This window comes from Staphylococcus sp. HMSC062H10 (assembly GCF_001836945.1).
GTDB classification, from domain to species: Bacteria; Bacillota; Bacilli; order Staphylococcales; family Staphylococcaceae; genus Staphylococcus; species Staphylococcus aureus.
In genome coordinates, this window is the sequence record NZ_KV830972.1 from 645,689 (window position 1) to 659,089 (window position 13,401).

Consider the following 13,401-nt stretch of genomic DNA (forward strand, 5'->3'; position numbering starts at 1 on the left):
AAACGATTTAGATTTGTATTCATTATACACCAATCATTTTAAAATTCAATTGTTTCTGAAATTTTCTCCTGATAAAAAGTATGGTGTTGACAAAGATTTGACACGTTCAATAATACGTGCTGCTTTAGTCTTCTCTTCACCATCACGAGTCATCGCCAAATGATGTTCCAATTCACTATAGTCAAAATTAGAACTAAAGAATGTTGGTAATTCATGAACCATTCGATAATGTAGCAAAGGTCCAATTACCTCATCTCTCACCCATGGAGTCACTTCTTCAGCCCCAATATCATCAAGCATTAAAATGTTTGCTTCTCTTACGCGATGTAATTTCTTTTCAAAAGAACCATCTTTAAAGCCACCTTTTAATGTTCTAATAAATTCCGGTAAATAAATAATTGTCGAACGTACCTTCTTAGATTTGAGCTGATTCGCAATTGCACCTAGAATAAAAGATTTACCTGTCCCAAATGGACCATAAAGGTAAAGGCCTTTCACTTGTTCCCCATTAGTTATTGCTGTACAAATATCATCTGCTGCCATAGCTACATCAAGACGGTCTCGATGATTCATATAAATATCTTTCAATTTGGCATTTAAAGTATCTCGTTGCATATGATGAGATGTAATTAGCTCAGCTTCAAAGCGTTCTTCGTCGTACTTGATTTTACATGGACATTGTAAATAGCGTATTTTAATTCGGTTATTATCAACATATAACTCAGGCACATGCCCCTTTACGAAATTTGGACAATCAGCAAATTTATGACCGTCATAATGTTTTTGTTGATCTTTATACTCTTGTAACACATTTAAGTCTTCATCAATCATAGCATTCGTTAATTCAGCTCGATGCGCTTCCAAAAATTGCTTAACATCTGGGTCGTTGATTACTTCTTTTTTTATCTTTTCTATTCTTTTTTCAAAGTCCTGCGACGTGTTAATTATACTTTTAAATTGCTTCATTATTGACTGTCCTCCTCCCATTTTTTAGATAATTTATCTAGAAATGCTTGTCGATCTTGCTCTAATTGTTGATCATCTACGCTATTGTCTTTAGCCGAATCTTGTTCACTAGGTTTATCTCTATTTTCTAACCATTTAGGTGTTTTTTCTTTTGAAATGCGATTACGCTGCCCATAGTATGAACCACGCTTTTGGTAATTTCCGCTAGACCCCTCATTTTTAGGTTGATTAACTTTTTTAGCGTAATTATATGCTTCTTTAGCTGTCTTAATACCTTTTTTCTTCCAATTTGATGCTATTTCCAAAATATACGCTTTAGGAAGTTTCATATCTTCTTTTAACATGACAAATTGCAACAAAATATTAATGACGCCAAAAGACATTTTTTCACGTTCAATTAGTTCTTCAACCATTGCTTTTTGCGATATAGTTGGTTCTGATTCAGACCAAGAAGCTAACATATCAATTGGACTCGTTTGTTCAAGTAATTCAAACCATTCATCACTTTGTGGCTTTGGATTCACTTCTGAAGATTTACCCGTCGAAGATGATGTAGCAGGAGATTTCACCTGTAATTTAGGCATTTGATTTTCGTGTTCCATTAAGTAATACGAGCGTGCTTGTTTACGCATTTCTTCAAAGGATAACTGTTGTCCACTTGTAATTGAATTTAAAATAACATGCTTCATGCCATCTGCTGTTAAACCATATAAAGTCGCGAGTTGTGTAATTAAACGCTTTGCATCTTTGGTAACAATGTCTTGACTAATAAAATGTTTACCTAACATTTGTCTCAACATTTCAAAGTCAAAAGATTCATTTGATAAATCGATACCTTGGTACGGTTCATTAATCGGAATATCACTTGTATCGATATCTATTTTTGTAGACGGCACTTTAAAAACATCAGTAAATTGTCTCGTTACCTGTTTAAATTCACTCAAATCAATTTGTTGATACTCAAAGTATTTCTTCAACTCATGAAATCGACGATGCTCGACTTCGCTATATAAAAAGATTGACAACATTGGATCATTAAAAAATAAATGCGCTGAAGGCGGTTGAATTAATTGGTAAACAAATTGTGTTTCTTGTTCATCATGTTTGACAAACGCCTTTAACAATCCAATCGCTTCAAGTAAGTCCATTTGTTGTCTAAACTCTAGTAAATTAATTTTAAGTTCATTCATAAAAATATAATGAGAAAGAATCAATGTTTCATTATGACTTTCTTTAACGAATTGAGTCATAAAATGGTATAAACCCACTGCTTGTGTTCCAATTAGCGGTGTATACAGTCGATTCAATACCTCTAAATGATTCGTATTTAAATCAAAGTGTTGCATAACTTTGAATTGATCCTTTGGTCTTAAGCCGAATTCGAAGGCTTGTCGTCCCATTTAAGCATCACTCCGTTTGTTTTCGCTTAAAATCCCTTGCATCGATGCTAACAATTGATCAACATCTTTAAATTCTTTATAGACTGATGCAAATCTAACATATGAAACTTGATCAACATGCATTAACAAGTTCATAACGTGTTCACCTATATCTCGTGAAGACACTTCCGTATGACCTTCATCTCGTAATTGCCATTCAACCTTGTTTGTTATGTCTTCAAGTTGTTGATATCTAACTGGTCGTTTCTCACAAGAACGCACAAGTCCATTAAGTATTTTTTCTCTTGAAAACTGCTCTCTTGTGCCATCTTTTTTCACAACTATAAGCTGACTAACTTCGATATGTTCAAATGTAGTGAAACGTGTTCCACAATTTTCACATTCTCTTCGTCTTCGAATGGCATTTAATTCATCGGCATGCCTTGAATCTACAACTTTAGATTGTGTAGAATTACATTTCGGGCATTTCATTACATCACCCTCTTTATTTTGATTATGCCTAATTATACTATAAATCTAGAGATGAAAAAAGAATCCCTCAATTTAATTCATTTAACCAAATAATGAAACAATAAAAAACATTATATCGTTACTTAATAAGTAATATGCATGACAATATTATTGTATTAAAAATAAAAAACCTAACTCCGAAGTCAGAGTTAGGCTATTAAATAATTGTATTAACTTGCACTTACAGTTTCTTTTGATGTCAGAAGTGCTCCAATATGCTCAGCAACATCTACAACTCTATTTGAATAACCCCATTCATTATCATACCAAGCAATAACTTTTACTTTATTCCCTGACATAACCATTGTTGATTTTGCATCAATAATAGCTGAATGTGGATTAGTATTAAAATCAACAGACACTAGTGGTTGATGTTCGACTTCAATGATACCTTCTAAACCTGCATTTTCAAAAGCTTGGTTTACTTCCTCTGCAGTTACTTCTTTTTCTAAATCAACAACTAAATCAACGAGCGATACATTCTTTGTTGGTACACGTAATGCCATGCCGTGTAATTTACCTTCTAATTCTGGTAATACTTCTTTTAAAGCTTTCGCCGCACCAGTAGAAGTAGGAATAATGCTTTCATTACACGAGCGTGCACGTCTTAAATCTTTATGTGGATTATCAATATTTTTTTGGTCATTTGTAATAGCGTGAACAGTAGTCATTAAACCATTAACTATTCCAAACTGATTATTTAAAACTTTTGCAACTGGACCAATGCAATTAGTAGTACATGAAGCATTACTAAAAATGTCAAATGATTCTATATCTAATTGGTCATCATTTACGCCTTTAACTACCATTTGAACATGTCCACCTTTTGAAGGACCAGTTAACAATACTTTTTTGGCACCTGCTTTAATATGTGCGATGGCTTTATCACCATGATTAAATTTACCAGTTGCATCTATAGCAATATCGATATCTAATTCTTTCCATGGTAAGTTTTCAGGATTGCGATCAGCAACCAATTTAATTTTATGATCACCAACTTGCAATCCATTTTCAATCGGTTCAACTTTTAGATTATATTTTCCATGTGTTGTATCGTAATTGATTAAATGTGCAATTGTTTCGGGTGGATAACTAGCATTTATCGCTACTACATTTAAATTTTTATTTTGTAATGCAATACGTAATACCATTCTTCCAATTCTACCCATACCATTAATTGCAATATTCGTTGACATTAAAAGCACCCCTTGATTTTTATGTGTTATACTTTATGGAATTAGTATAGCATATTATATGAAATTTGAAAGCGTTTTCGGTTGATTTATTTATCTTTTTTATAAAAAAATAGTCATTACTTACATACATCAACGTGTACGTAAAGTAATGACTTATTTATAGTGCAATATTAATCTTCTTCTCCGTAATTCGGTTTTTCAATATAACCTTCTTCTACTAACAATCTCTCAAGGTTTTGTTTTAATTCAAGTTTATCCCCTAAATTATCGATAACATGATCGGCCATTCGGCTTTTTTTATCAATAGAAATTTGGCTATAGACACGTGCTTTCGCATCTTCTAATGACAAATTATTACGTTGCATTAAACGATCCATTTGTATACTTTCAGATGTGTATACAACCCACACTTCGTCTACTGTATTTTCCAATTCATTTTCAAATAATAATGGAATATCCATGATTACATTATATCCTTGTTTTAAATATTCTTGCTTTTCTTCTTCCATAATATCTCGCACGATAGGATGTATGATAGCATTTAATTCTAAGCGTTTTTCTGGATGATTAAACACTAAATCACCCATATAACGACGATTCATCTCGCCATTTTCATCAATTGCTTCATCACCAAAGACTTCTCGTACTTGAGCTAAACCTTTACTCCCCTTTTTAACAGCTTCCCTGGCTGCTTTATCAGCATCTACTACTTTAAAACCGAATACGGATAAGAGTTCTGATACTGTTGATTTTCCTGAGGCGATTCCACCTGTTAGACCAATAACTTTCGGCATAATTTCACTCTTTCTTTATTTTTGACATACTGGACAATAATGACTATTTCTTGTCGCGATGATTTTTGTTTCAATTTGACTTCCACACACTTTGCATACCGGCTGCTTATATACATTAAGATGCAATTGCATCTCACCAGTTTTTCCATCAGCATGACGATAATCTGAAATACTTGTACCGCCATGCTTAATACCTTCTTCTAGTACTTCTCTAACATAATAAAAAACCATTTCTTGTTGTTGGTGTGTTAAGTCTTTTACTTTTTTATCTGGTAAAACACCTGCACGAAACAACGCTTCACATGCGTAAATATTTCCGCAACCTGCAATTACTTTATGATCCAAAATCACTTGTTTGATTGGTTTATTCTTATTAGACTGTTGATGAATTCGATTTAAATAATACGTCAATGCTTCATTTGTAAAAGGTTCAGGCGCTATTTCTAAAAATGAAGGATAAGATGCTACAGACGCAACATTTCTCATTTCTCCAAAACGACGTATATCTGAATAAATTAACTTTTTGTCATTTGACAGCTCAAAAATAACATGCCAATGCTTACGATAATTAGGTATCATAATATCTTCAAGTTCGTCTACAATGAAAAAACCACCCGCCATACCTAAATGGCTAATTAATGTACGTTGTTCTCGTTTATTATCTAGCTGAAAAACGATATATTTACTTCTTCGTTCTACATTAGTAATGGTATAGCCTTCCGATAAAGTTTTAAAAGTATCTAGTTCAATTCCTTTTATAATTGTTTCCTTGCCTTGAGTTTTACCTTCGATTACTTTATCCGAAAATATAACGTGTTCAATTTTTTGATTTATAACGTAGGGTTCTATTCCTCTTTTTACATGTTCTACTTCTGGTAATTCAGGCATACCATTAACCTCACTTTATTTTGCATCATACCAAGTTGCACCATAACTTGAGTCTACTTTTAATGGAACATCTAATTGCAATGCATTTTCCATTATCTCTTCTACAAATTCACTAAATGAATCTACTTCTGACTTAGGTACTTCAAAAATTAATTCATCGTGTACTTGTAATAATAGTTTAGCTTGATATGTTGTCTCTTTCATTTTTTGCGCAAATTTAACCATTGCCAGTTTAATGATATCTGCAGCACTGCCTTGTATTGGCGTATTCATAGCAGTACGTTCAGCAAAGCCGCGTAAATTAAAGTTACGACTCGTAATATCAGGAATATAGCGTCGACGATGTAGCAATGTTTCCACGTAACCTAAAGCTTTGGCATCTTTTACAATATCAGACATATATTGTTTTACACCTGGGAAACTAGCTAAATAATCATCAATGAATGCTTTTGCTTTTTTACGGGTAATACCTAAACTTTGACTTAAGCCATAATCACTTATCCCATAAACAATTCCAAAGTTAACCGCTTTTGCTTGACGACGCATTAAACTATCGACTTGATCAGCTTCTACACCAAATACTTTCATAGCAGTTGCTGTATGAATATCATCGCCGTTGATAAATGCTTCTTTCATACTCTCATCTTGTGTAATGTGTGCTAATACACGCAATTCAATTTGAGAATAATCTGCTGATAATATAACGCTATCTTTTGAAGTTGGTTTAAAGGCTTTTCTTATTTTACGCCCTTCTTCAAGTCTAACCGGAATATTTTGTAAATTAGGATCTACACTTGATAAACGTCCAGTTTGCGCTAAAGTTTGGTTGAAACGTGTATGGATACGTTGATCATCACTAATTACCTTTTGCAATCCTTCAACATAAGTAGACTGTAACTTAGATAATTGACGATATTCTAAAATATAATCAATGATAGGATGTTCACCTTGCAATTGCTCTAAGACATCTACAGCAGTAGAATATCCTGTTTTCGTCTTTTTAATAACAGGTAATTGTAATGTCTCAAACAATACAACACCTAATTGCTTAGGAGAATTTATATTAAAATCTTCACCAGCTGCATCATGAATATTTCGAATCAAGACGTCTAATTTTTCTTGAATTTCTTTTTCCATTTCTTCTAAATCATGAACATCTGTATATATACCAATTTCTTCCATTTCACTTAAAATCTTAGCTAGCGGTAGCTCTAAATCAGCTAAGAGTTCTACCTGATTGTATTCTTCTAATTGTTTATCCATATTTGGTTTCGCAAAGTAAATTGCATCAGTAATAGAAGCAACATATGGATTTAAAACATCATCTTCAGGTACCTTAAATTTCTTACCTTTTCCATATATACTCACATCGTCTTTCACAAAACTTTGACCGTACAATGAAACAACTGATTGAACATCACTAATCGTACGAGATGGATCAATTATATAACTGGCCAACATAATATCGAATGAAATATTTTGAATATCAATTCCCAATCTATGTGATGCTACATATGTTTTTTTAGCATCATATACGACTTTTTTCGTATTCGGATTTTCTAACCATGAAACTAGTTCGGCATAATTATTTATGTCATCCGCATTAATTACAATATGTTTCTCACCTGTAAATAAAGAGAATTTTAAAATATTATTTCGCAAATAGTTACCACCGTCTAATTCGAAATGGATGGCCGCTTCTTTCAATGAAGTAAAATCAACATTATCAAAAGACGTTTCAATTTCAAATGTCTTTTCTATTGCATCTTCAACGCTTGCTGATTGATCAATGTCAGCCAACAATTGTTTGAATTCTAACTTCTTAAACAATTCGATTTTTTCTTGTTGTTCATCTTGATGAGTCATTAACGTATCTTCAAGTTTTACTTCAATCGGACTATCTACATTAATCGTTGCTAATTCTTTACTCATTAATGCATCTTCTTTGCTATTTTGAAGTTTTTCTTTTAACTTTTTACCTGAAATTTCATCTAAATGTTCATAGACACCTTCTACTGTGTCAAATTGGTTCAGCAATTTTATTGCTGTTTTCTCTCCAACACCTGCAACACCTGGTATATTATCAGAAGTATCTCCCATTAATCCTTTCATATCAATAATTTGATTAGGTGTTAGGCCGTTGTATTTTTCCGCAATAAAGTCAGGTGTATAATGATCTACATCAGTAACACCTTTTTTAGTGTAATAAATAGTTACATTATCCGTAGCAAGTTGTGTTAAATCTCGGTCTCCCGTAATAATAATTGTCTGAAAGCCCGCTTTATCTGCTTCTTTACTTAAAGTTCCGATAATATCATCTGCCTCATAGTTATCTAATTCATAACGTTTAATATGATAAGCATCTAATAATTGGCGTATATAAGGAAATTGCTCACTTAGTTCAGGCGGCGTTTTCTGGCGTCCAGCTTTATATTCACTATATTTTTCATGTCTGAAAGTCGTTTTACCTGCATCAAACGCTACTAAAAAATGATTTGGCTTTTCTTCTTTTAAAATCTTCTCTAGTAACATTGCAAAACCATATACTGCATTGGTATGAATGCCTGCTTTGTTTGATAACAAAGGTAATGCATAAAAAGCTCTAAAACTTAAGCTATTACCATCGATTAATACTAATTTATTCACAATTTTAACCTCCAGAACTAATTTATATATATTTTAGCATATTCGACTGTGATGTCGTAATTAAAGAAACTATCTCATAGAGTATTTATACACGACCTAATTTCAAATAAAACAAGTGACTATATAGACTAAGCTAAAAAATAAAAAGACATAATCATGATTGTTCTTGATGAGCACTCCATAAAGTCAGGTTAAAAGTCCAACTTTTGAGATGCACATTATCATTTCATGATTATGTCTACTTTTTAATATTTTTATGCTGCTATTATAAATTTTTATAGGTAAGAATAAGTTATGAATCGTCAGAACCAAATGGAATATATTTAACTTTGGTCATTTTCGGTAATTCTTCATAATTATTAAACCACTCTTGGTAATTTTTATTGATTGGTGACGGATGATGCATATAATGTTCAAACGGCAATGATTCCACTGTATAAACCTCTTGTCGTGGATGATCTTTAATTTGTTGTTTTAATAACTGAACTCTTTTTTCATGTTCATAATGAACATAAATAAATGCACTAAGATATATCATAGCTAAAACTAGTGATGCACCTTTAATAAAATTAACATTGATTGACTTATATTTCCGAAATTCTTTTAATAAAATAATTAAAATGATTACATGTATCGTATAAACAATCAAAAAATTACCTGGTTCAATTGGAGTAACAATGACTAGTGTCGACGCAGAAACACATATTGCAATAAGTAAGGAATATAAAGTGATTTGTGTTTTACGATTATTAATAGACAAATAAATACCTACAAATATCGAAAACGCAAAGTAACCACATACAATTATGTTCGCAAAACCAACCAATCCAATATCTGTATTTTTATTTAATAAAAACTGATTGTAAAATAGTAAATAATAAAGCGGTAAAGTGATAAATCCTATCATAATGATACGACGCTTTAATATTGTTAAATGTACATACCGATCACTTCTAAGCAGTAGATAAATAATAAGCGCTGCAATCATACTTAATATTATAACCTGACTGAAAATGACACCATATGGAAGTGACGTTGATATCATTTCTGCAAATTTTGAAAAGATACCTTGATTATTAGAAACTTGTTGATATTCTGATCCTTCAAATAAAATTTTGCGATAATTTGGATTGGAAAACATAATGATTGTACCTATAGTTGCAATCATAAATGAAAACAATAATTTATAATTAAGTGTTCGATTTGCAGTAAATTCATACAGAAAAGCTAAAATTAAAATGATACAGTGGAATAATGTCACATTCTCCATAAATAATTGACCGAAGAAGCTTAAAACATAGAATAGTACTGTAACACTTACCGGTTGCTTTTCTTTATATATAATTGCATTAATACAATAATAAATGATAAAGAGTGAAATTAGTGTTGATGTCGCATAATTATAAAATCCTGCAAACCAGCCATATGTATCTGCATAAATAGCACTTGGTAAAATTAACATTAAAGAAAATGCTAACAAATAATAGCTTGTCCACGCTTTACAACGTGTAATGTGCATAATCATCCAAATGATACCCATACTAATGAGACCATATGAAAGCCAACGTAACCAGCTTACATGTACAGCTATAATTTCAAAAATATTTCCGATATAGCGACCATTAAGTGATGCAAATCCTACTTTTAAAATATCAGTATTATAATTGCTAAACCATTGTAAATCATCGTGCATGAGTGGTAGTAAGATACCCATAAAAGTATAAAACAATAATATCGCAATTAATATCAAAGTTGTCTTGTGTAATTGAATTGTTTTCACTTTGCTAATCCTCAAATCTAGTTAAATTTTCCTCAACTTGTAGGTCGAAAAATTAATTCAATATTTTTAATGTATTTCTAATTTTCACCTATGCATGTCTCCTCAATCAAATTAGATAAACAAGGTATTTAATATTACTTTTCAACAATTTATCTAAATCGCCTCTCGCCTTTTTCTATGACGAATGATTACACTTGTGTATTCAAGTGTTTAAATTAAGATTTATTTCCGTTCAAATAAAACTTATTACTTTTTAATTAAGTATCTATTTTAAGCGTGTTACTAAAATTTCTTTATTATAATAAATATATTATAAAATTGCTTGATTCACAACAATCTATTACTTATAACTTACAAAACGACATATGCAAATGACAAAATTGACAACCGAATTTATTCCACTTCATTAACTCTAATTTAATACCAATAGAGATTTGAACGTAATAAAAAAGCAGCAACAACTTCGTGAAAAATATACGCGCTGTTACCACTTTAATTTTTATTCTTTATAATCTTTTAGAATAACTTTGAACGTTGACCCTTTGCCAACTTGACTATTCACTTCAATATTGCCTTGGTGGGCCTCTACTATATGCTTTGTAATTGATAATCCAAGACCTGTCCCACCAGAATCTCTACTTCGTGCTTTATCTACTCTATAAAATCTTTCAAAAATACGTTGTTGGTCTTCTAATTTAATACCTATACCAAAATCTTGTACTTCGAAAATGACACGAAAGTCATCTCGATACACACGAACGTTAATATCTCCATCTTCATAAGAATAGTTAATTGCATTCGTTAACAAATTCGTGATTACTTGAGCAATTTTACTTTCTTGTGCTTTAACAATGACATCTTTTTCAATATCAGTATGAATGGAAATATTTTTTTGATTGGCTTGAGTCATCATATTATCAATAATACGCCGCGTTAAATCTGATAAATTCATATAGTCTGTATCTAACTCGGTATGTTGCTCAATATGCGATAAATCTAACAGATCTGTTACTAAAGATTCTATTCGATTTGATTCTTTTAAAATTATGTTCAAAAACATGTCTAATGATTCCGCATCATTTTTTGCACCATCAATAAGTGTTTCAGCAAACCCCTTAATTGAAGTAATAGGGGTTTTTAATTCATGTGAAACATTTGCTACAAATTCACGTCTTAAATTTTCAAGTTGTTTCAGATTTGTAATGTCATGCATCACAACTAAAATCCCTTGCAAACTTTTTTGAGATCTAGTTAAAATCGGAACGCATGAAATATCAAAGTACTTGGCATGGACTTGATTTATTGCAACTTCCAATTGTTCATAAATAGGTTTTTCAACTTTAAAACTTTCTAAAATTAATTGCTCAATTTCAGTATTAACATAGCCGTGATAGCCTATTTGTTCTATATTATGTGTGATGTTGAACTGTTCATAATACGCTTTATTTGCAACAACAATTTTTCCATTTCGATCTATCATTAAAATAGCACTTGGAATATTTTCAATCGTTGTTTTTAAACGATTGGATTGCATTTTTTGCTCATTATTAAGCTTTTGAAGGCGTCGTGCTAGATCATTGGTAGACACAAAAAGCGCTTTAGTTTCTACAACATTACTTTCAGGTACACGTATGTGATAATAACCATTTGCCAACAATTGTGTTGCATAAGTAACTTCTTGAATGGGACGGATTAATGTACGCTTAAAACTACGGCTTGCAAAATACAAACAAATGAGTACAACTAAACATGTCAAAATAAGATATTTCCACAACGTCCAATGCATTTCTGTAATATCGTTATTGTAACCTTTAATCCATACATGATAACCGTTAACCTTCTTATTAAAAATAAAAACGTCCTTTTTTTGAATATAGCTATCACTATTTGAGACAGCTTTCAGTTTGCCACTACTAAACACCTTTTTATCATTTTTAGTTATCAATAAATCTATATTTTGCTGTTTTACAATTTCTTTAACTTTATCAATCTCATTATCTTGGACTAAATAAATATATGATCTTGCATCTGTTGCTAGAGCTTGTTCGTGTTTTTCTGATAAAACATATGTGATGGAAGCGTGAATAATAATGCCTAATGTAACAAAACTGATAATTAATATACTGCTTATCAATAACATTAAGCGGTGGTGAAACTTCATCATTGTTCTTTAGGTCTTTCCAATTTATAGCCTAAGCCACGCACAGTTTTAATAAGTTGTGGCTTCTTAGGATTATCTTCTAATTTATCTCTTAAATGACTGATATGTACATCAACAATTCTTGAGTCTCCTGCAAATTCATAATTCCATACCGTATTTAACATATGCTCTCTCGTAATGACTCTGCCTTGTCTTTCTATCAAATAAAGCAACAGTTCAAATTCTTTCGGTGTTAGCTCCAATAACTCATTATGCTTATATACTTCAAAATAATCGGGTCTAATACGTATCGATCCGATGGTAATATCATCGTCAATCTCTTCTACTTCTTTTACAAATTGCGAACGTCTTAAAATGGCTTTTACACGGGCAACAACTTCTCTAGGTGAAAAAGGCTTAGTCATATAGTCATCGGCACCTAATTCTAAACCTAATACCCGATCAAATTCATCATTTTTCGCCGTTAACATTAATATAGGGACTAAATTTTTATTTGTTCTTACAGTCTTACATACGTCAATGCCATCTTTTTTAGGTAGCATAACATCTAAAATAATTAAATCTGGCTGTTCATTTTCTACCTTCTCTAAAGCCTCATCACCATCAAATGCGACAACAACTTCATAACCAGCTGTTTCTAAGTTATATTTAAGTAATGTTACGATTGAATGTTCGTCATCTACTACCAACACTTTTTGCGACATGGTATGCCTCCCTAACTTATAATTATATTTACATTATAACCGAACTATTTATAAAAATAACATCCTACACATTATCTTTACACATTTTTTACATTACTTTACACATAAATAAAATACTTCTTATATTTCCTTCTATAATTTACATGACTTACTCTCGGACAACGAAATAAATTTTGTGAAAATATCATTTCTATCCCACTACCTATGCATGAGTTTTACTCATTTATTCCTAAGCTTATGTACACATTCGCTTTAGTTAATGTGTAAGAAACACTACATAATCAATCATTAGTGACTCTTTATCATTTCTATCCTGCTGCCAACTTCAATTCATTTAAAAAGGTGAACCTAGCAAT

10 protein-coding genes are annotated in these 13,401 nt (G+C 31.5%); all 10 read right to left on the bottom strand.

The window, feature by feature from the left end:
* Nucleotides 1–45: 45 nt before the first annotated feature.
* The 10 genes from dnaI to HMPREF2658_RS05865 all read right to left on the bottom strand — a co-directional run bounded on the left by dnaI (nt 46) and on the right by HMPREF2658_RS05865 (nt 13,045).
* Nucleotides 46–966, bottom strand: coding sequence for a primosomal protein DnaI (dnaI, locus tag HMPREF2658_RS05820; protein ID WP_000808621.1), 921 nt, complete (start codon nt 964–966; stop codon nt 46–48).
* Nucleotides 966–2,366: a replication initiation and membrane attachment family protein gene (locus HMPREF2658_RS05825; RefSeq protein WP_000533490.1), complete on the bottom strand. Its 1,401-nt coding sequence runs from the start codon at nt 2,364–2,366 to the stop codon at nt 966–968. The genes dnaI and HMPREF2658_RS05825 overlap by 1 nt, the downstream gene beginning before the upstream one ends.
* On the bottom strand, nt 2,367–2,837 hold the full coding sequence (gene nrdR, locus HMPREF2658_RS05830) for a transcriptional regulator NrdR (protein ID WP_000650082.1): 471 nt from the start codon (nt 2,835–2,837) through the stop codon (nt 2,367–2,369).
* A gap of 209 nt (nt 2,838–3,046) precedes the next feature.
* A complete protein-coding gene (locus HMPREF2658_RS05835) occupies nt 3,047–4,072 on the bottom strand; it encodes a glyceraldehyde-3-phosphate dehydrogenase (protein WP_000106138.1) in 1,026 nt (341 codons plus the stop codon).
* 170 nt (nt 4,073–4,242) lie between these two features.
* Complete coding sequence (coaE, locus tag HMPREF2658_RS05840; protein WP_001127172.1) at nt 4,243–4,866, bottom strand: dephospho-CoA kinase; 624 nt, start codon at nt 4,864–4,866, stop codon at nt 4,243–4,245.
* 15 nt (nt 4,867–4,881) lie between these two features.
* On the bottom strand, nt 4,882–5,754 hold the full coding sequence (mutM, locus tag HMPREF2658_RS05845; RefSeq protein WP_001114464.1) for a bifunctional DNA-formamidopyrimidine glycosylase/DNA-(apurinic or apyrimidinic site) lyase: 873 nt from the start codon (nt 5,752–5,754) through the stop codon (nt 4,882–4,884).
* Nucleotides 5,755–5,769: 15 nt separating this feature from the next.
* On the bottom strand, nt 5,770–8,400 hold the full coding sequence (gene polA / locus HMPREF2658_RS05850) for a DNA polymerase I (RefSeq protein ID WP_070854244.1): 2,631 nt from the start codon (nt 8,398–8,400) through the stop codon (nt 5,770–5,772).
* Between the two features lie 292 nt (nt 8,401–8,692).
* Nucleotides 8,693–10,180, bottom strand: a complete 1,488-nt coding sequence (locus tag HMPREF2658_RS05855) for a DUF6056 family protein (protein WP_000849447.1) — start codon at nt 10,178–10,180, stop codon at nt 8,693–8,695.
* Nucleotides 10,181–10,679: 499 nt separating this feature from the next.
* Nucleotides 10,680–12,341, bottom strand: a complete 1,662-nt coding sequence (gene pnpS / locus HMPREF2658_RS05860) for a two-component system histidine kinase PnpS (protein ID WP_072468943.1) — start codon at nt 12,339–12,341, stop codon at nt 10,680–10,682.
* On the bottom strand, nt 12,341–13,045 hold the full coding sequence (locus tag HMPREF2658_RS05865) for a response regulator transcription factor (protein WP_000080026.1): 705 nt from the start codon (nt 13,043–13,045) through the stop codon (nt 12,341–12,343). Before HMPREF2658_RS05865 ends, pnpS begins: the two co-directional genes overlap by 1 nt.
* Nucleotides 13,046–13,401: the final 356 nt, after the last annotated feature.